The following is a 19,859-nucleotide window of genomic DNA, read 5'->3' as shown; positions in this document are numbered from 1 at the left end:
GGACAAGAATGAAACATACAGCAGCGAAGACATCACCTGTTTCATCATGAAGCAGTACAAAGAGTATGCAGGAGTTATTTGCGTTAGTTAATACGGGAAATTCCTAAAAAACGATCGGGATAAACTAAATTAAATTGAGAAAAAACAGAAATTAATCAGAGGGGGTGAAAAGAGAATAGTCTTATTTATATGACGGAATAATAACAAAATGGGGGCACTTTAAAGATCATTTCACCGCTACGATTACCGTAACGGTGAAATAGAGTCAGGCGGGCTTTTTCAATATCCAGCGATCCTGTTGTTTATCATAATGCCCAATGGCAAGTTCCACAGGCTCACCGTCAATCCACGCCGGGACGCTGGTTTCGCCATCCCAGCCATCCAGCTGATAACTCAGGGCGGGATTAGTCGTACAGGGAATGCTCACGGTATCCAGATTTTCCGCATCCAGCTCTGCATCGATGATCTCATAGCGACCAATCTTTACAACATGACCCATGATTCACTCCTTTTATTGCCACACGAACTTTAAGCGTAGACGTTATCTGCAGGAGATCGAGCCCGCGAGGCCAGGAATGTTCCGGGTCCTGGCTCTGAGGGCATTAAACTTTCTCCTCAGCGACCCGGACGCCAATTTTCACGATCTCATTGGCCTCTTTTTCTGCCACCGTCCAGATCATATTTTTCCACTCTACCTGATCGCCCACTACCGGTGCGCCGCCAATCATTCCGGCTATCAGGTGTCCCAGCGTCTGCTGGACATTGGTCTCTTCATCCAGATCGATGCCGTAAATTTCAGAGACGTCATGCAGGCGCGCATCGGCCTGCAGAATGAAATCGCCAAAGAAGCGCTGATCCAGCGATACCGGCGGCGACTGGCTGAAGAGCTTGCCGAGCGCGGGCAGATCTTTCTCACGACCGATGATGCACAAGACATCACCCTCCTTCAGGCGTGTGTTGCCGGTAGGGTGCAGCAGCAGATTATCGCGGAACAGCGCGGCAATCCTCGTCTCTCTTGGCATCCTCAGGTCACGCAGTGCGGCGCCCACGCACCACTTATCGGCACCTAACTGGTAGACAAAGTGTTCCCAGGGATTCTCAGGATGTATATCTAACCCGATGCGGGAGATGGGTGAGGCCATCGGCGGGACGACCACGCGCGCTTTGCGGGCAGCAAAGCCCAGCGACGTGCCCTGAACCATCAGCGAAACCAGCACCACAAAGAAAGCGATGTTGAAGAACAGCGATGCGTGAGGCAAACCGGCCATCATCGGGAAGACGGCAAGAATAATGGGAACCGCGCCCCGCAGCCCCACCCAGCTGATAAAGAAGCGTTCACGGGTGCTGAAGCCCCGGAAGGGCAGCAGGCCGACGAAAACGGATAACGGGCGGGCGATCAGAATCAGCCAGACGGAAAGCATCATAGCAGGGAGCGCAATATTCCACAGATCTCTGGGGTTAACTAGCAGGCCCAGTACCAGGAACATGCCGATCTGGCTCAGCCAGGCCATCCCATCAAAGGTTTGCAATATGCCATGACGGTTGCGAATAGGCCGGTTGCCTAACAGGAAGCCACACAGATAAACGGCCAGGATGCCACTGCCTTCAAGGACCGTCGTCAGGGCAAAGACGAGGATACCGCCGCTGACCGCCAGCAGAGGATAAAGCCCGCTGGCAAGCGACACCCGATTAATCAACTGTTGTAATGCCCAGCCGCCGCCCAGACCCAGCACGATACCCAGGCCAAACTGCTGAATAAGGTGCACCACGAACATCCAGCTCAGGCCGGTTTGTCCCTGTTCAATCATCTCTATCAACGTAATGGTCAGGAACACCGCCATCGGGTCATTACTGCCTGACTCGATTTCCAGCGTGGCGCTGACGCGCTCATTGAGTCCCTTGCCGCCAAGCAGGGAAAACACGGCTGCAGCATCCGTGGAGCCAATAATGGCACCGACCAGAAAACCCTCAATCATATTGAGATTAAACAGCCAGGCTGCGGCCATACCGGTTAATCCGGCGGTGATCAGTACGCCCACCGTTGCCAGGGATAAAGCTGGACCCAGAGCCACTTTAAAGGAACTGGCCTGGGTGCGCATGCCGCCGTCGAGCAGGATCACCGCTAAGGCGAGGTTACTGATCAGATAGGCTGCGGGGTAGTTATCAAAAGCGATGCCCCCAATGCCATCCACGCCTGCCAGCATGCCTAAGGCGAGAAAGATGACTAATATCGGGATACCCAGTTTTGAAGAGAAGGAACTCAGTAAAATGCTCGCGGCAACCAGCACGGAACCGATGATAAACAAACTGTAGATGGCGCTGGCTTCCAAGGGGGCACTCTCCTGTCTCTTAAAGGGCTTTCTGTACAGTGTGTTGTAATCGTACCGGTATTGTCAAAGCCCCGGCGCGTTTCATTTAACCACTGTGGATAGTTGTTTCACTGCACAATCATAACGCATTCAGCGCCATAGCAAATGCCTGTGAGTGCGCATGAAAGAGGCTTTATTTAGGGGATTGAGTAAAAACAGTGTCGAAACGGACGTTTTAAGAAGAGTTTCGCCGGAAGGAGAGGGAATTAAGCCAGTAAAGGTTTTACTGGCTTCGGGAGCAACTCAGTGTAATCAGTAGCTTTCTTCCGCCTGTTTGTGGAACAACTCGCGGAAGACAGGATAAATATCTTCAGGTTCACGAATATGCTGAATTGCAAAATTATCGAACATCGCCTGCAGATGTTCATACTCTCGCCACAGTGTCTGATGAGCGCGGCGGGTGATCTCAATATAGCTGTAGTAACGCACTACGGGCAGAATGCTCTTCGCCAAAATTTCGTGGCAGAGAGGAGAATCATCCGCCCAGTTATCCCCATCCGAGGCCTGAGCGGCGTAGATATTCCACTGAGCCGGGTCATAGCGCTCTTTAACCACCTCATCCATCAGCTTCAGGGCGCTGGAAACAATGGTCCCGCCCGTTTCCTGGGAGTAGAAGAACTCCTGCTCATCCACCTCTTTAGCCTGCGTATGGTGACGGATATAGACCACATCAACGTTCTTGTAAGTCCGGCTCAGGAAGAGATAGAGCAGAATATAAAAACGTTTTGCCATATCCTTGGTGGCCTGATCCATTGAGCCGGAGACGTCCATCAGACAAAACATCACTGCCTGGCTGGAAGGCTCAGGCCGCTTTTCGAAATTCTTATAGCGAAGATCGAAAGTATCAATAAACGGCACGCGCTTTATTCGAGCGCGCAGTTCCGCAATCTCTGTTCGCAGGCGCTCCTCTTCCAGCAATTGCGCCGGCTCGGTTTTTTCGATCGCTTCCAGAGAAGCTTCCAGCTCACCCAGCAGACGACGCTTACCGGCAGTCATGGCTGTACGACGTGCCAGCGAATTCTGCAAAGAGCGAACTACGCTGATATTGGCAGGCACACCATTAGAGGTGTAACCAGCACGATGGACTTTGTATTCATTCAGCTGGCGATGCTGATTTTTTTTCAGATTGGGTAGCGCCAGATCCTCAAAAAGCAGATCCAGATACTCATCTTTAGAAATGTTAAACACGAACTCATCAGCACCCTCGCCATCCTGGCTGGCATTACCCTGACCGCTGCCACCACCGCCACCACCACCCTGCGGGCGTTCAACGCGATCGTTCTGCACAAAGTGGTCATTACCGGGATGGACACGGTGGCGCTGGCCGCCGCGGCCCTGATGAAAAATCGGTTCGTTGATATCATCAATGGGAATAGAAACTGATTCGCCGCTTTCAACGTCGGTTACCGAACGCTTATTGATGGCCTCGGAGATCGACTGTTTGATTTGCGACTTGTAGCGGCGCAAGAAACGCTGGCGGTTCACCGCGCTCTTGTTTTTGCCGTTGAGACGCCGATCGATAAAATAGGCCATAACTCCCCCAAACAACGTTGCAAGCTGGGCCGGAATAACCCGGCCCCTTGTAATGGACTTCTGAGGCAACTATCAGGATGACTTTCTGACTCGCAGGTACCATTCGCACAGCAGGCGAACCTGTTTACGGGTGTAACCTTTCTCCATCATGCGGTCAACGAAATCATCATGCTTTTTCTGTTCATCCGTGGACGTTTTGGCGTTAAACGAAATAACCGGCAGCAACTCTTCGGTATTAGAGAACATTTTCTTCTCAATCACCGTCCTTAACTTCTCATAACTTGTCCAGTTCGGGTTGCGGCCGCTGTTGTGGGCTCGGGCGCGCAGCACGAAATTAACGATTTCGTTACGGAAGTCTTTGGGATTGCTGATCCCGGCCGGTTTCTCAATCTTTTCAAGTTCAGCATTGAGCGACTCACGGTCAAAGAGCTGACCTGTATCGGGATCGCGATACTCCTGATCCTGGATCCAGAAATCGGCATAGGTGACGTAGCGGTCAAAAATGTTCTGCCCATATTCGGAATAGGATTCCAGATAAGCGGTCTGGATCTCCTTACCGATAAACTCCGCATATTTCGGGATCAGGTAGCCTTTCAGATGTTCCAGATGCTTCTCTGCCTGCTCCTGCGGGAACTGCTCGCGCTCAATCTGCTGCTCAAGTACGTAGAAGAGATGTACCGGATTTGCCGCCACTTCCGCATGGTCAAAGTTAAATACGCGCGAGAGGATTTTAAACGCGAAGCGGGTGGAAAGGCCGTTCATCCCTTCATCCACGCCAGCGTAGTCACGGTACTCCTGATACGACTTCGCCTTGGGATCGGTATCCTTCAGGCTCTCACCGTCATACACCCGCATTTTAGAGTAGGTGCTGGAGTTTTCCGGCTCTTTCAGACGCGACAGGATTGAGAAGCGGGCCAGCGTTTCCAGCGTACCCGGTGCGCAGGGGGCATGGGTCAGCTCACTGTGATCCAGCAGCTTGTTGTAGATTTTGATCTCTTCCGAAACGCGCAGGCAGTAGGGCACCTTAACGATATAGACGCGGTCAAGAAACGCCTCGTTGTTTTTGTTGTTACGGAAGGTCACCCACTCAGATTCATTGGAGTGCGCCAGAATAATACCGTTGAACGGCAGGGCGGAGATCCCTTCGGTACCGTTATAGTTACCTTCCTGAGTAGCCGTCAGCAGAGGATGCAGTACCTTGATCGGCGCCTTAAACATCTCCACGAATTCCATGATCCCCTGGTTTGCGCGGCAAAGCGCGCCAGAATAGCCATAGGCATCGGGATCGTTCTGCGCGTGATTTTCCAGCTTACGGATATCCACTTTACCGACCAGCGCCGAGATATCCTGATTGTTTTCATCGCCAGGTTCTGTTTTGGCAATGGCCAGCTGTTCAAGAATAGAAGGCCAGACTTTCACAACTTTGAAGCGGGAGATATCGCCGCCAAAATCATGCAGGCGCTTGGCAGCCCATGGAGACATAATGGTGCCAAGATAGCGACGAGGCACGCCATACTCTTTTTCAAGGATATTGGCATCCTCCTGCGGATTAAACAGGCAGAGAGGATGATCGTTTACCGGGCTGCGTTCGCCATCGGCGCTTAAGACATAGATAGGCACGCGCTGCATCAGTGATTTCAGCCGCTCCGCCAGAGAAGACTTACCGCCACCTACCGGACCCAGCAAATAGAGGATCTGTTTTTTCTCCTCAAGGCCCTGAGCTGCATGCTTCAGGTAAGAGACGATCTGTTCAATCGCCTCTTCCATGCCGTAAAACTCCTCAAAGGCAGGGTAACGCGCAATAACACGGTTGGAGAACAGTCGGGAAAGGCGTGGCTCTTGTGCAGTATCGACCATGACTGGCTCACCAATAGCCATCAAAAGTCTTTCTGCCGCGTTAGCGTATGCGCTGCGATCTTGCCGGCAAACGGTAAGAAATTCCTGCAGTGTGAACTCTTCGTCCTTGGCAGCTTCATAACGCTGACGATAGTGATCGAATATATTCATAGCGATGCCCGTCCTTTCATTTTTAGCACAGGTACCAGGAGCCTAATCATGGACAGCCCCTGAAGGAACTTATAACTGAGTACAGCAACCCTTATGCCAACCTGACGTTTTTATCGGGATAGATAAAATTTAGGGCGACTCTGCTCGGCAAAACTTGGCTTCTTTCAATAAAGCGTAGTTGGCATTTAAGAAATTTCCTGAACCTCCAGCGATTTCCAATGATATTTCAATAACAAAGTCAGAATCTTTCTAAGGCCTTACCTTGTCTGGCGCGGGCTGGCCGAATTTTGTAAATTACTCTGTTGCTCAGCTTGCTGCCAGCGGCATAAATTGATTCTACGTGCTACAAGAGATGTAAATTTTTTAACGAATAAGCCTCCGGCTGATAGACTGGAGACCTGATTGTTATATTTATGGAATGAATTAATTGTGAACCATTTCAAAGTTAGCGCCCTTGCTCTGCTTTTACCCTGCACTTTCGCTGCAACCGTTGCCCAGGCTAATCCATTAACCCTTGGCGCATCCGTTATTTACAGTCAAAGCCCCTATAAAGGTGGCGAAGGACGTTATTATCCTTTCCCGATTGTAAATTATGAAGGCGACAGCTTTTATGTCCGCAGTCTTACCGCAGGCTACTATCTCTGGAAAGACCAGGAAAATCAGCTATCGCTGACCCTACTCGGCTCGCCGCAGAACTTCGACCCTGATGACACTAAAGACAAGCGCCTGAAAGCACTGGATAAACGTCATATGACCATGATGGGCGGCCTGACCTATCGTCACTCGGCGGAGTGGGGTATCGTGCGTACGGTCGTGGCGGGCGATATGCTGGACAACAGCGATGGCTTTATCTGGGATCTGACCTATCTCTATCGCTTCCAGCTTGGCGACCTGAGCCTGACACCAGGCATTGGTGCGCTCTACAGCAGCGACAAGCAGAATGACTACTATTATGGTGTTTCCAAAAGCGAGTCGCGCCGCAGCGGGTTAAACAGCTATGATGCTGACGGCAGCTGGAATCCCTATCTGGAGCTGACGGCAGCTTATGCTATCAGCCCAAGCTGGAACGCTACGCTCGCAGGCCGCTATACGCGTCTGAGTAGCGAAGTGAAGGACAGTCCGATGGTTGACAACAATTCTCAGGTCACCCTCTGGACAGGAATCAGTTACACCTTCTGATCTCCATCCGCTGCACGAAAAAAGGGCGCTTTGCGCCCTTTTGCACAATTGTGGGGATCAAAAAACGTGCAGGAGCACAGCATGGCTAAAAACGTGATCTTTTCCGACGGTACAGCTTTACCAGCGATTGGCCAGGGCACCTGGTACATGGGGGAGAATGCCAGCCAGCGAAAACAAGAGGTGGCGGCACTCCAGGCTGGTCTTGAAATGGGTTTAAAGGTGATTGATACCGCAGAAATGTATGCAGAAGGGGGCGCGGAAGAAGTTGTGGGCGAAGCGCTGAAGGGCAGGCGAGAAAACGCCTGGCTGGTTTCTAAATTTTATCCCTGGAACGCCGGCGTGGAAGATGCCATAGCTGCCTGTGAACGCAGTCTGCGCCGTCTGCAGACCGATTATCTCGATCTCTATCTGCTGCACTGGCGGGGAAACTTGCCGCTGGAGGAGACCATCCGCGCGATGGATTCGCTCCAGCGCGCAGGCAAAATTTTACGCTGGGGCGTGTCGAACTTTGACACCGACGATCTCAGTGAGCTGCTTGCAGAGCAGGGCGGGGAACATTGTGCAGCCAACCAGGTATTGTATCATCTGGCCTCGCGCGGGATTGAATATGACCTGCTGCCCGATTGCCAGCAACGGCAAATCCCGGTTATGGCTTACTGTCCGCTTGCCCAGGCCGGACGGCTGCGCCAGAATCTCATGACGCATGATGTGCTGAACACAATTGCACAACAAAAGGGCATCAGCGTGGCTCAGCTGCTGCTGGCGTGGGTGATACGTAAAGAGGGGGTGATGGCCATTCCGAAAGCGAGCACCCTGCAGCATGTCGCCGATAATGCTGCTGCGCTCCAGGTCACGCTGACCAGTGATGAGTTAACAAAAATTAATCACGCGTTTCCCCCGCCAGCCAGCAAAATGGCGCTGGATGTGGTCTGAAACGCAGAGGGGGAAGAGGCTTCCCCCTCTGCGTTTACTCAGCTATTTTTCCGCACGCGGATGGTGGTCGCCAGGCGGGAAGGGGCTTCTCCGGCACTGACCATCGGGCTTGAGATATGCGCTGTTTCAACGCAGACCATGGTTTTATATCCCTCATTGGCCATATCTCCCATGCTGCAGGAGAGCGCCGGTCCCGGATTCCAGGTGACAACGTCACTTTGGTAATGGTGATGAACCTCGATAGTTCTTTTGCCTGCTGCGTCGGTGATCACGCTGCAATCTTCAGGTTGCGTATGGATACGGTCTGTCCGGTCAGGATAGGTTTGTTTACCGCTCTCTGAACGACCCTCGCTACCGTTGTTTACCTTGTCGATAAAGCTTTTACCTAATCCGCTGACTTCCACACCCGCAATATCTGCTACGCAGAAATAGCTGTGCAGAGCTGCTGTGGCTTCAAAATCACCGTGGGCCTCCAGCTCTATCTCACAGCGATCGGCAAAGCGGAAACGGGCGAAGAGCGTAAAGTCATGAGGCCAGAGCTTTCTGGTTTGCTCGTTGCTCTCCAGGACCAGCGTCAGCATCACGCTTTCATCGTTCTCATCATGGGCGGAAAGCGTCCAGGGAAGCGTGCGGGCAAAACCATGCGCAGGTTCCCCCGCCGGGCCGAACCATGGCCAGCAGATGGGAACGCCGCCCCGAATGGCTTTACCTGCGGTCCAGGCGGTTTTTTCGCTCAGCCAGATCACCGGCTTTTCACCGCTGGGCTGCCAGGCAATCAGCTGAGCGCCCTGCAGGGCCACAGCCGCACGCACTTTGGGATGCGCAATCACCAGGATCGGCAGCTCGCCCATTTTGCGCTGTGAGAGATAGGGGCTGATCTGTTCGATAACCGGAAGAGAAAAGAGTTTTTCGTTCATAAGCGGACCCGTATTTCAGCAAATAAAAAGGGCGACCGTAGTCGCCCTCAACACATTTCACGTCGCTTATTTTGCGATGTGAGCAATCAGGTCCAGGACCTTATTGGAGTAACCCGTTTCATTATCGTACCAGGAAACCAGTTTCACAAACGTGTCGCTCAGTGCGATACCAGCTTTGGCATCGAAGATAGAGGTCAGCGTTTCGCCGTTGAAGTCGGTAGAAACCACTTCATCTTCGGTGTAGCCCAGAACGCCTTTCATTTCGCCTTCTGCAGCTGCTTTGATAACAGAGCAAATTTCAGCGTAAGAAGCTGGTTTAGCCAGACGTGCAGTCAGGTCAACCACGGAAACGTTAGGGGTAGGGACGCGGAACGCCATACCAGTCAGTTTGCCGTTCAGCTCAGGGATCACTTTACCTACAGCTTTAGCTGCGCCAGTAGAGGAAGGGATGATGTTCTGAGATGCGCCGCGGCCGCCGCGCCAGTCTTTGTGAGACGGGCCATCAACGGTTTTCTGAGTAGCGGTGGTGGCATGCACGGTGGTCATCAGCGCTTCAACGATACCGAAGTTGTCGTTGATAACTTTTGCCAGCGGTGCCAGGCAGTTAGTGGTGCAGGAAGCGTTAGAAACGATATCCTGGCCAGCGTAAGCTTTGTGGTTAACGCCCATCACGAACATCGGGGTGTCATCTTTCGATGGACCGGTCAGAACGACTTTCTTGGCACCAGCCTGAATGTGTTTACGCGCGGTTTCGTCGGTCAGGAAGATACCGGTCGCTTCTGCAACCACATCAACACCGATTTCGCCCCATTTCAGGTTAGCTGGATCTCTTTCAGCGGTAACACGGATGGTTTTGCCGTTAACAACCAGATGGCCGTCTTTGACTTCTACGGTGCCGTCAAAACGACCGTGAGTAGAGTCATATTTCAGCATGTAAGCCATGTACTCTGCGTCCAGCAGATCGTTGATTGCAACGATTTCTACATCAGAACGCTGCTGAGCAGCACGGAAAACGATGCGACCGATACGGCCAAAACCGTTGATACCTACTTTGATAGTCATATATTCCACCAGCTGTTGTTAGTGAATAAAAGGTTGGCTGTAAAATTACAAAAACCTTACCAGGCGTCAAGCGGAATCGCTTCAATAGTTGCGACAAATCAAACCTGCTGACAGGAATTATTCGTCAAAAAGCGCCTTTCGCCACCCCTGCATAACAGGGATATGGGGACCCCTTGCCCGAATATAAAGGGGTGCTGCAATCAAAGGGTGATCTGAATCACATTTTCGCCCTCAGATAACTTTCAGACTTCGCCTGAGAGAAAAAAATCCCCTGACGTTGTTAAGTATTTGTTAGAATACTAGCCGATATTTTCAGAATCACACTGCCTGAGACGAGCAAAATGGCTAAAGAACCGAACGAATTCACCCCAGAAAGCGATTTAAGCGAAATGCAGCGCTATGTGACTCAGCAGCGCGGCACAGAACCGCCGTTCTCCGGCAAGCTGCTGCATAACAAAGGCGAAGGGATCTACCACTGTCTGGTCTGTAACTCGCCCCTGTTTTTGTCTGAAACTAAATATGACTCAGGCTGCGGTTGGCCCAGTTTCTATCAGCCTCACCATGATGATGCCATTCGGTATATTGAGGATGAGTCACACGGTATGCAGCGCATTGAGATTCGTTGTGGCAACTGTGACGCGCATCTGGGGCACGTTTTCCCGGATGGCCCACAGCCTACGGGCGAACGCTACTGCGTAAACTCCGCCTCGCTAAGCTTCTCTGATGAAGATGGCAACAATATTAAAGGGTAGCGGATATGGAGCTTGATGAGATGATCGCCAGCATGACGCCGGAAGTGTATCAGCGTCTTGCCACCGCGGTAGAAACCGGCAAGTGGGCAGATGGCGTTGCGTTAACGCCGGAGCAGAAAGAGAACAGCCTGCAGCTGGTTATGCTCTGGCAGGCCCGCCATAATGATGAGCCGCAGCATATGAGCGTGGGCAAGGGCGGCGAGATGGTGATGAAGAGCAAGAAACAGCTCAAGGAAGAATTTGGCATCAACGACGACAACGTCACCCGCATCAGGCTGCAATAATAAATTATTCCATAAGGAATAATGAACAGCACGCTGGAGACAGAACAGGTTCCAGCGTGCTGTTCCGTGAGCGCTGAAGAGTAAACCGAACGGTAAAAAGTAGCCTCTGGGAGAGTTCACGGTCATCACGCTGATGATTACCGCTGGCTTTATCTCTCTGTTGCTCACCTGATAAGGAGAATCAGAGAACGATCGCGCCCAGGTTTTTTATCTCTTCCAACGCACGCGCCGAGTCTCCCGGATTAAGATCGACGCCCCGGCACCCGGCTGAAATCACCGTTACCGTGTAGCCTGTGGCTAGCGCATCCAGCACCGTATATTTCACGCAGTAGTCCGTTGCCAGCCCCATTACTGTCAGCGCCGTAATCCCCTGAGCCTTCAGCAAAGCGTCCAGCCGCGTTTTTTTGCGGTGCCCGTTATCATAAAAGCCGCTGTAGCTGTCCACCTGCGCATCTTCGCCTTTAAAAACCCGATCGGTAATCAAGCCCGCATTGAGTAAAGGGTGTAACTCAGCTCCAGGGGTATGCTGTACGCAGTGATCGGGCCACCAGACCTGCGGCAGCCCAGCCAGCTCTCCCACCGTCCAGGGCTGCTCACCCGCATTCGAGGCGAAGCTGCCGTGAGTGGCGGGATGCCAGTCGAGCGTGGCGATAACCGGCTGCCCTCGCTGGCTGAACTCACCAGCATAGTGATTGGCTACGGCAATAACCTCATCGCCATCTTTCACCGCCAGCGCTCCGCCGAGGCAGAAGTCATTCTGTAAATCAATCAGCAACAGAGCCTGTTGAGGAGCCATTTTCATCTCACTTTTCATCGGGTGTCAGTTCACCGCGCAGGTTGACCTGCATCAACTGCCTGACTTCATCACTGGAAAGATCCTGGCTCAGCAGGAAATGGAGTTTGGTCAGCGTGGCTTCCACCGTTAAATCATAACCGCTCACCACCCCAGCCAGCGCCAGCGCGTTACCGGTAGCGTAACCGCCCATATTCACTTTGCCAGACATACATTGCGTCAGGTTGACTACCACAATCCCCCGATCGGAGGCGGCCCTCAACTCTTTAAGAAACGCAGGATTTTGCGGAGCGTTGCCCACACCGTAAGAGCGCAGGATCAGCGCTTTTACCGGTTGTAGCAGAAAATTGCTCACCACATCAGAAGAGATGCCCGGATAAATGGTGACCACCCCAATCGGCTGGGGGGTAATGGGATGAACAACCAGCTCCCCTTTGCCGGTCGGGGCGGCAGGCGTATTCAGGCGACGAATATGGATGCCTGCTTCCAGCAGCGGCGCAAGATTCGGTGAGGCAAAGGCATTAAAACCATCTGCATGGGCTTTGGTCGTGCGGTTGCCACGGAACAGCGTATTGTTGAAAAACAGCGCAACTTCATTAATGGGATAGTTAGCCGCAACGAACAGGGCATTCAGCAGGTTTTGCTGACCGTCCGAACGCAGCTGCTCCAGCGGTATTTGTGACCCTGTCACAATTACCGGTTTAGCGAGGTTTTCCAGCATGAACGACAGCGCGGAAGCGGTGAAGGCCATGGTATCGGTGCCATGCAGGATCACAAAGCCATCATAGAGATCGTAATTCGAGCGAATATCATCTGCGATCGATTGCCAGTCACGCGGCGTCATGTCGGAAGAATCAATCAGCGGCTGGTACTCGTGGATGGTGAAATCGGGCATTTCGGCGCGATGAAATTCCGGCATGTTCGCCAGTTGTCGCTGCAAATGTCCGGAAACGGGGATAAATCCCTGCTCGGATCGCTGCATGCCAATAGTCCCGCCCGTATAGGCGACGTAGATGGATCTTTTTTGCATGAATTCACTCAGGCTTGCCGAAAAGGCGAAGTATAAGGGGAAAGCGGGGGAAAAGCAGCCCGACCAGATGGCCGGGCTGAGCGTTTATTTCACCTGAGCGCAGGTCAGGCACATGGCATAGCGATTTTGCGGATCGTTCAGATTATCAAACAGACCCGGTTGATTACGCATAGAGGCCATGACGTCATAGAGCGGTGCCGGCAGATAAGCTTTAAGCGCATCCGGCAGCGCCGCATGGGCGGATACGTTCATCTGGCTGAAGAGCATATCCATGAAGCCCGGCTCATCCTGATACCAGCTAAGCTGCCACTGCTTGAGTTTCGCCAGCTCTGCCGCTTTCGCGACCGCATCGTCGAAATCACCCATTGCATCCACCAGACCGTTGGCTTTGGCATCGCTACCGGTCCAGACGTGTCCCTGAGCAATCTGGTCGATCTGCTCAGGGCTCTTATTGCGCGATTTCGCAACCAGACCCAGGAAGTTTTTGTAGCCGTTCTCGATGCTCATCTGCATCATCTGCTGAACTTCAGGCGGCAGAGCCTTGGTGGTCGCCACATCGGCAAGAGGTGACGTTGACACGCCATCGGTATGCACGCCAATTGTGGCCAGCGAGTTCTCTACTGTGTTAATCACGCCAAAGATGCCGATAGAGCCAGTGAGGGTGCTGGGGCTGGCGATGATGTAGTTAGCTGGCGTTGAGATCCAGTAGCCGCCGGAAGCAGCCATTCCGCCCATGGAAACCACTACCGGTTTGCCCGCTTCTTTCGCCGCAGCCAGCTCTTCACGTATCGTTTCGGAAGCCGTCACGCTGCCGCCCGGGCTGTTAACGCGCAGGACAATAGCTTTGATTTTCGGATCGAGACGCGCCTGACGGATTTCCAGTGCGGTAGTATCGCCACCGACGCTGCCCGGCGTTTCTTCGCCATCCATGATCGCACCGTTCGCCATCACCACGGCGATGTTGCCATCAGCGGAGCCGTTACTCTTCACCTGATAGTCATAAATACTGGTGCCTTTAAAATCTTTCGCCTGCTTATCCCAGCCGAAAATTTTCGTCATCTGATTGTCAACCAGCGAACGCGAGGCCAGCTCATCGACCATCTTATTGTCCAGAGCATAGCGCGCCGTATCACCGTCCACTTTCTGCAGGCCATCAAGCACGCCCTGTGCGCCAGGGAAAAGCTGCTCAGGAGTTATCTGACGATTAGCAGAGACGGTATTGAGGTAGTTCTGCCACAGCTCGCCTATCCAGCGGCTGTCTGCCTCTCTGGCGGCAGGGGACATATCATCACGCAGGAAAGGTTCCACGGCGGATTTATAGGTGCCGACGCGGAAGATGTGCGAGCTCACTTTCAGCTTATCTAACAGCGTCTTGTAGTAGAGACCGTTGGTGGCAAAGCCATGCAAATCTACGGTTCCCTGTGGGGAGAGATAGATTTTGTTGGCGAAGCTGGCGAGGTAATACTGCGCCTGGCTGTAGCTGTCGCCCGTGGCGTAGATCTGCTTGCCGCTGTCACGGAACTCACGCAGCGCTTTCCCTATATATTGCAGTGACGGCTGATCCGCGCCGGCAAAGTCGCGCAGGTCAAGCACCATGCCGGTAATGTTGGCATCGTCTTTCGCCTGACGGATCGCATCCACCACGTCAAAGAGTGAGTTCTCTTTCAACCTGTCGCTGCTTGCGCCCAGCAGCTGGCGGCCAATTTTGCTGAGTCGGTTGCTGACCGACGGCTTATCGACCACCACACCACTTAAGTCGACGATCAGCGCACCTTTCTGCGGCTCGGCAGGGGTTGAAGAGCTGCTGAACTGGAAATAAATTCCCACGCAAATCAGGATTAACACCACCAGAAAAAGATTAAGAATAAATTCCCGGACGAAATTCAGCAGTCGCCAGGTCCATTTAAAAAAACCAGCGATAAATCGCCACAAAGTGCGCATATCAACTCCATAATTGCGATAAAGACCCGGAACGGGGGCGGGCAGAGCGCCCCAGACCAGGTGGGGATGGTGACATCCTAAATAGCAGGGACCCACTTGTCAGCAGGAAAAAGCGGAATGCTGTAACAAATCATCATCCTGTGCTAGTTTCAGCTGAATAAAACTCATTATCAGGAGTCCTTATGGATGCACTCGACTTAGTGGTTAACCGCCGTTCAGCCTCACGCCTGAGCGAACCAGCCCCCACAGGCGAAGCGCTTGAGAATATCATTCGTGCCGGTATGCGCGCCCCCGATCACGGCACGTTGCAGCCGTGGCGCTTTATCATTGTGGAAAAGGAAGGGCGCGAGCGCTTTAGCGCGCTGCTGGAAAATGCTGCCCGCGAGGATGGCATGGAACAGAAAGCTATTGAGAAAGCTAAGCAGTCGCCTTTCCGTGCGCCAATGATTATCACCGTGGTTGCGCATTGCGAAGAACATCACAAAGTCCCGCAGTGGGAGCAGGTGGTTTCCGCTGGCTGCGCCGTGATGGCGATGCAAATGGCTGCGGTGGCGCAGGGGTTTAACGGCATCTGGCGCAGCGGCGCCTGGACCGAACATCAGGCGGTGCGCGAAGCCTTCCACTGCCGGCCACAGGATGCCATTGTCGGCTTTCTTTACCTGGGCACGCCGCAACTTAAATCCTCCACCACGCTGATCCCGCCAGACACTACCCCGTTTGTCAGTTATTTCTGAGTGACAAAATCCCCTCAGGCAGTCAGGGTTGTCACCAGCCCTGCCTTTTGTCGGGATAGTGAGCAAACAGTCGCGGAAATCTCTGCCGGGTTTTACTCCTGCCTGACGAAAGCGCTACCATAACGCCACTATTTCCGAAGGGAAGTGGCTGATGTGTGATAATGCGTGAATTAATGAATTTCCTGAAGGACGTCACTGCCGGATGCGTTTGTTTATTGCCGAAAAGCCCAGCTTAGCCCGCGCTATAGCGGATGTTCTGCCCAAACCTCATCGCCGGGGTGACGGCTTTATCGCCTGCGGTCAGGATCAGATGGTTACCTGGTGCGTGGGGCACCTGCTGGAGCAGGCTCAGCCTGACAGTTATAACAGCCGTTTTGCCCGCTGGTCGCTGGCGGATCTGCCGATTGTGCCAGAAAAATGGCAGCTGCAGCCACGTCCTTCGGTGGCTAAACAGCTCAGGGTGATTAAAGGCCTGCTTGAGCAGGCAAGCGTCGTGGTGCATGCGGGTGATCCCGACCGCGAAGGGCAGCTGCTGGTGGATGAAGTGCTGGATTATCTGGCCTTGCCACCTGAAAAACGGGCTGGCGTTCAGCGCTGCCTGATCAATGACCTTAATCCTTCTGCCGTGGAGCGGGCGGTAAGCCGTCTGCGTGAGAACAAAGAGTTTATCCCGCTCTGCGTCTCCGCGCTCGCCAGAGCCCGGGCCGACTGGCTCTATGGCATCAATATGACCCGGGCTTATACGCTGCTGGGCCGTAATGCGGGCTACGATGGTCTGCTGTCAGTGGGCCGCGTGCAAACGCCGGTTCTTGGGCTGGTGGTACGTCGCGATGAGGATATTGAAAACTTTGTCGCGAAGGATTTTTTCGAAGTTAAAGCACATATCGTGACGCCCGCCGATGAACGATTTGTGGCGCTGTGGCAACCCAGCGACTCCTGCGAGCCTTATCAGGATGAAGAGGGGCGACTGCTGCATCGCCCGCTGGCCGATCATGTCGTAGCGCGGATTGGCGGACAGCCCGCTCTGGTGACCAGCTATAACGACAAACGAGAGAATGATACCGCTCCGCTGCCTTTCTCCCTCTCCAGCCTGCAGATTGAAGCGGGTAAGCGGTATGGACTGAGCGCCCAGGTGGTGCTGGATACCTGTCAGAAACTCTATGAAACGCATAAACTGATTACCTATCCCCGCTCGGACAGTCGCTATCTGCCCGATGAGCATTTTGCCGGACGCCATGCGGTACTGAACGCCATTAATGCGCATCAGCCCGATCTGACGCCGCCAGCAGATTTTGATAGCGACCGCCGTAATCGCTGCTGGGATGATAAAAAAGTAGATGCGCACCATGCCATCGTGCCTACCGCCCGCAGTTCGCAGGTCAGACTCACAGAGAATGAGAGCAAGATCTATCGGCTGATCGCCACCCAGTATCTGATGCAATTTTGCCCCGATGCCATTTATCGCAAATGCGTTATCGAACTGGATATCGCCGGCGGCAAATTTGTCGCCAAAGCGCGGTTCCTGGCCGAGGCAGGGTGGCGCGCTTTGTTAGGTAGCAAAGAAAGGGATGAAGAAAATGACGGCACGCCACTGCCGGTGGTGGCAAAGGGGGCTAAACTGCTCTGCGAGCGCGGAGAGGTGGTAGAGAAGCAGACGCAGCCTCCAAGACCCTTTACCGATGCGACGCTGCTGTCGGCTATGACCGGCATTGCGCGATTTGTTCAGGATAAAGATCTAAAGAAAGTGCTGCGCGCGACCGATGGTTTAGGAACAGAAGCCACGCGCGCCGGGATTATTGAACTGCTGTTCAAACGCGCCTTTTTGTTGAAGAAAGGGCGCTATATTCATTCCACTCCCGCCGGGCGGGCGCTGATCCACTCGCTGCCAGAAATGGCGGCGCGTCCCGACATGACCGCCCATTGGGAGTCCACGCTGACTAAAATCAGTGAAAAGCAGTGCCGCTACCAGGACTTTATGTTGCCGCTGGTGGAGACGCTACATACGCTGATCGATCAGGCAAGGCAGCAGCCTGCTGCACATGCCTTCCGAGGACTTCCGGCGGCTGAAACCAAAAAGCCGCGCCGCAAGGCGAAAAAAGCGAAGGAAACTGAATGATGAAATTATCAGGTGCAATAGTGCTGGCGGGAGCTTTACTGATCGGCAGCCCGCTCTATGCCGCAGGTGAGGGCTGGAACGTCAGCACCGGGCATGGCCAGCCGGGTGATTACACCCCGGGTCAGGGGATCCCTGGCGGCAACACCAATGGCAGTGGCAACGGGCAGGGATACGGCAACGGGCAGGGATACGGCAACGGTACTGGCCATGGCAATGGCGGCGGTTACGGTAATGGCAACGGTCAGGGTTACGGCAATGGTCATGGCAATGGCGATGGTTACGGTAATGGCAGCGGTCAGGGCTACGGCAACGGTACTGGCCATGGTAACGGCCAGGGTTACGGCAATGGTACAGGCCACGGCAATGGCGACGGTTACGGCAATGGTAATGGCCATGGCAATGGCGGCGGTTATGGCAACGGCAACGGTCAGGGTTCCGGCAATGACAATAGTAATGGTAATAGCGGATTTAATGCCGATGCGGTAGTGGATTTGCCGCCTGAAGTCTGGACACAAGGGCAGAACAACAATCAGCCTCCCTGCCAGCGCTGCTGTACCCATGAAAACCGCAGCTATACGGAAGGCTCAGTGGTTAAAATGGAGGGTGTGCTGTTGCAGTGCGCGCGTGATGAGAGATCCTGGGGCACCAACAATCTCACCTGGCAAAGGGTGAAGTAGCCAGCACCAGTCACAGCACGCAGAGTGGCCTCTGCGTGCTGTGACTGAAGGCGATCAGAAGCTGAACTGGGCCCAGATGGGAGCGTGATCGGAAGGTTTCTCCATGCCGCGAATGGCGTAATCGATGCCGGTAGCCACGCAGCGCTCAGCCAGAGGCTGGCTTGCCAGCACCAGATCAATGCGCAGGCCGCGGTTATCATCAAACCCTTTTGAGCGATAATCAAACCACGAGAAACAGTCGTCTACCTCCGCATTCTGCGCACGCCAGGTATCAACTAATCCCCAGTTCATCAGACGATCCATCCATTCACGCTCTTCCGGCAGGAAAGAACATTTTCCGGTCCGCAACCAACGCTTGCGGCTCTCTTCACCGATACCGATATCCAAATCGGTCGAGCTGATATTCATATCGCCCATGATCAGTACCGGATTCGCCGGTTTCTGCTCCTGCTCCAGATAGCTTTGCAGGTCGCGGTAGAATTTCTCTTTGGCGGGGAATTTCGTCGGATGCTCGCGGCTCTCTCCCTGCGGGAAGTAGCCGTTGATAACCGTCAGCGTTCCCATCGGGCTGGGAATATCGGCCATGATCAGGCGGCGCTGCGACTCCTCATCATCACCCGGAAACCCGCGGCGAACCATAATGGGCGCAGCTTTAGTCAACAGCGCCACACCGTAGTGTCCCTTCTGACCGTGATAGAACACGTTGTAACCCAGCTTCGCTACCTCTTCGAGAGGGAACATATCGTCATGTACCTTCGTTTCCTGCAGGCCAATCACGTCTGGCTGGTGCTGCTCGACTATCGCTTCAAGCTGATGCGGTCGGGCACGCAGCCCGTTGATATTAAAAGAAACAAATTTCATTGTACTGACCTGGGACGGGAAAAAAGTGAGGAGGATGGTAACAAATTATGGGTTAGGGGGAAAAGAGATTCAAAGGCGTAAAGGCTTAAGTAGGTTAAAAACCAAAGCGGTACGGGAGTATGGATGAGCGCAGGGTGCAGGAAGGATTTTTCGTCGCGTTGCGACTCACCCTTCGGGTCAAACCTTCGAGGTCGAAGCTTCTCATCCTCCCCCATAGGGAATCTGGAAGACTTTACTCTGAATGGGAAACTGGGGATTGCATGAGATGGTGGTGGGGGAAAGATTTTTCGTCGCGTTGCGACTCACCCTTCGGGTCAAACCTTCGAGGTCGAAGCTTCTCATCCTCCCCCATGGGGAATCTGGAAGACTTTACTCTGAATGGGAAACTGGGGATTGCATGAGATGGTGGTGGGGGGTAAGATTTTTCGTCGCTTTGCGACTCACCCTTCGGGTCAAACCTTCGAGGTCGAAGCTTCTCATCCTCCCCCGTGGGGAATCTGGAAGACTTTACTCTGAACGGGGAACTTGGGGTTGCATGAGATGGTGGTGGGGGAAGGATTTTTCGTCGCTTTGCGACTCACCCTTCGGGTCAAACCTTCGAGGTCGAAGCTTCTCATCCTCCCCCATGGGGAATCTGAAAGACTTTACTCTGAATGGGAAACTGGGAATTG

General features: G+C 53.5%; 16 protein-coding genes, 4 other RNA genes and 2 pseudogenes. 8 read left to right on the top strand and 14 right to left on the bottom strand.

The genetic code is table 11. From position 1 onward, the window contains the following. Window positions 1–265 precede the first annotated feature (265 nt). Window positions 266–499: a DUF1480 family protein gene (locus tag Q3V30_RS11375; RefSeq protein WP_306205695.1), complete on the bottom strand. Its 234-nt coding sequence runs from the start codon at window positions 497–499 to the stop codon at window positions 266–268. On the opposite strand from Q3V30_RS11375, the pseudogene Q3V30_RS22765 reads away from it, so the two are divergent. Then, window positions 498–665, top strand: a pseudogene (locus Q3V30_RS22765) (hypothetical protein); the annotation flags it as partial. The gene Q3V30_RS11375 and the pseudogene Q3V30_RS22765 sit on opposite strands and share 2 nt — an antisense overlap. On the opposite strand, the gene Q3V30_RS11370 reads toward Q3V30_RS22765, so the two are convergent. The 3 genes from Q3V30_RS11370 to yeaG form a co-directional block, all read right to left on the bottom strand. Further along, a complete protein-coding gene (locus Q3V30_RS11370) occupies window positions 603–2,330 on the bottom strand; it encodes a potassium/proton antiporter (RefSeq protein ID WP_306205693.1) in 1,728 nt (575 codons plus the stop codon). The pseudogene Q3V30_RS22765 and the gene Q3V30_RS11370 sit on opposite strands and share 63 nt — an antisense overlap. Window positions 2,331–2,621: 291 nt before the next feature. Further along, entirely contained in the window at window positions 2,622–3,902 is a 1,281-nt protein-coding gene (locus Q3V30_RS11365) for a YeaH/YhbH family protein (protein WP_306205691.1), read from the bottom strand. 72 nt (window positions 3,903–3,974) lie between these two features. After that, entirely contained in the window at window positions 3,975–5,909 is a 1,935-nt protein-coding gene (gene yeaG / locus Q3V30_RS11360; RefSeq protein WP_306205689.1) for a protein kinase YeaG, read from the bottom strand. A gap of 429 nt (window positions 5,910–6,338) precedes the next feature. Here yeaG and Q3V30_RS11355 point away from each other — a divergent pair, with 429 nt between their 5' ends. Then, window positions 6,339–7,088, top strand: coding sequence for a MipA/OmpV family protein (locus Q3V30_RS11355; RefSeq protein ID WP_306205687.1), 750 nt, complete (start codon window positions 6,339–6,341; stop codon window positions 7,086–7,088). Window positions 7,089–7,169: 81 nt separating this feature from the next. Further along, window positions 7,170–8,021: an aldo/keto reductase gene (locus tag Q3V30_RS11350; RefSeq protein WP_306205686.1), complete on the top strand. Its 852-nt coding sequence runs from the start codon at window positions 7,170–7,172 to the stop codon at window positions 8,019–8,021. A 38-nt stretch (window positions 8,022–8,059) separates the two neighbouring features. Here Q3V30_RS11350 and Q3V30_RS11345 read toward each other — a convergent pair whose 3' ends face one another. Both Q3V30_RS11345 and gapA read right to left on the bottom strand, forming a co-directional pair. Then, window positions 8,060–8,938, bottom strand: a complete 879-nt coding sequence (locus tag Q3V30_RS11345; protein ID WP_306205684.1) for a D-hexose-6-phosphate mutarotase — start codon at window positions 8,936–8,938, stop codon at window positions 8,060–8,062. Between the two features lie 66 nt (window positions 8,939–9,004). Beyond that, window positions 9,005–10,000, bottom strand: a complete 996-nt coding sequence (gapA, locus tag Q3V30_RS11340) for a glyceraldehyde-3-phosphate dehydrogenase (RefSeq protein WP_306205682.1) — start codon at window positions 9,998–10,000, stop codon at window positions 9,005–9,007. Window positions 10,001–10,341: 341 nt separating this feature from the next. On the opposite strand from gapA, the gene msrB reads away from it, so the two are divergent. Together msrB and Q3V30_RS11330 are read left to right on the top strand one after the other, a co-directional pair. Beyond that, window positions 10,342–10,752: a peptide-methionine (R)-S-oxide reductase MsrB gene (gene msrB / locus Q3V30_RS11335; protein WP_306205680.1), complete on the top strand. Its 411-nt coding sequence runs from the start codon at window positions 10,342–10,344 to the stop codon at window positions 10,750–10,752. A 5-nt stretch (window positions 10,753–10,757) separates the two neighbouring features. Continuing rightward, complete coding sequence (locus Q3V30_RS11330; protein WP_306205678.1) at window positions 10,758–11,036, top strand: YeaC family protein; 279 nt, start codon at window positions 10,758–10,760, stop codon at window positions 11,034–11,036. A 181-nt stretch (window positions 11,037–11,217) separates the two neighbouring features. On the opposite strand, the gene pncA is transcribed toward Q3V30_RS11330, so the two are convergent. The 3 genes from pncA to sppA all read right to left on the bottom strand — a co-directional run bounded on the left by pncA (window position 11,218) and on the right by sppA (window position 14,800). After that, window positions 11,218–11,832: a bifunctional nicotinamidase/pyrazinamidase gene (gene pncA, locus Q3V30_RS11325; RefSeq protein WP_306205677.1), complete on the bottom strand. Its 615-nt coding sequence runs from the start codon at window positions 11,830–11,832 to the stop codon at window positions 11,218–11,220. A 7-nt stretch (window positions 11,833–11,839) separates the two neighbouring features. Next, window positions 11,840–12,859: an asparaginase gene (gene ansA / locus Q3V30_RS11320; RefSeq protein ID WP_306205675.1), complete on the bottom strand. Its 1,020-nt coding sequence runs from the start codon at window positions 12,857–12,859 to the stop codon at window positions 11,840–11,842. An 84-nt stretch (window positions 12,860–12,943) separates the two neighbouring features. Further along, a complete protein-coding gene (gene sppA, locus Q3V30_RS11315; protein ID WP_306205672.1) occupies window positions 12,944–14,800 on the bottom strand; it encodes a signal peptide peptidase SppA in 1,857 nt (618 codons plus the stop codon). A gap of 182 nt (window positions 14,801–14,982) precedes the next feature. On the opposite strand from sppA, the gene Q3V30_RS11310 reads away from it, so the two are divergent. From Q3V30_RS11310 to Q3V30_RS11300, 3 genes and pseudogenes are all read left to right on the top strand, one after another. Further along, complete coding sequence (locus tag Q3V30_RS11310; RefSeq protein WP_306205670.1) at window positions 14,983–15,534, top strand: NAD(P)H nitroreductase; 552 nt, start codon at window positions 14,983–14,985, stop codon at window positions 15,532–15,534. 202 nt (window positions 15,535–15,736) lie between these two features. Next, entirely contained in the window at window positions 15,737–17,650 is a 1,914-nt protein-coding gene (locus Q3V30_RS11305; RefSeq protein WP_306205669.1) for a DNA topoisomerase III, read from the top strand. Window positions 17,651–18,114: 464 nt separating this feature from the next. After that, window positions 18,115–18,327, top strand: a pseudogene (locus Q3V30_RS11300) (DUF1496 domain-containing protein); the annotation flags it as partial. Window positions 18,328–18,381: 54 nt separating this feature from the next. On the opposite strand, the gene xthA reads toward Q3V30_RS11300, so the two are convergent. The 5 genes from xthA to Q3V30_RS11275 all read right to left on the bottom strand — a co-directional run bounded on the left by xthA (window position 18,382) and on the right by Q3V30_RS11275 (window position 19,826). Continuing rightward, window positions 18,382–19,188, bottom strand: a complete 807-nt coding sequence (gene xthA / locus Q3V30_RS11295) for an exodeoxyribonuclease III (protein ID WP_306205667.1) — start codon at window positions 19,186–19,188, stop codon at window positions 18,382–18,384. Window positions 19,189–19,317: 129 nt separating this feature from the next. Then, a non-coding RNA gene (locus Q3V30_RS11290) (RtT sRNA) lies at window positions 19,318–19,414 on the bottom strand. 40 nt (window positions 19,415–19,454) lie between these two features. Then, a non-coding RNA gene (locus Q3V30_RS11285) (RtT sRNA) lies at window positions 19,455–19,551 on the bottom strand. A gap of 40 nt (window positions 19,552–19,591) precedes the next feature. Continuing rightward, window positions 19,592–19,689, bottom strand: a non-coding RNA gene (locus tag Q3V30_RS11280) — RtT sRNA. Window positions 19,690–19,729: 40 nt separating this feature from the next. Next, window positions 19,730–19,826: non-coding RNA, RtT sRNA (locus tag Q3V30_RS11275), on the bottom strand. Window positions 19,827–19,859: the final 33 nt, after the last annotated feature.

This window comes from Erwinia pyri (assembly GCF_030758455.1).
In the GTDB taxonomy this organism is placed as follows: domain Bacteria; phylum Pseudomonadota; class Gammaproteobacteria; order Enterobacterales; family Enterobacteriaceae; genus Erwinia; species Erwinia pyri.
Note: the sequence above shows the minus strand (reverse complement) of the source record. Positions and strands in the feature narration are given on the sequence as shown.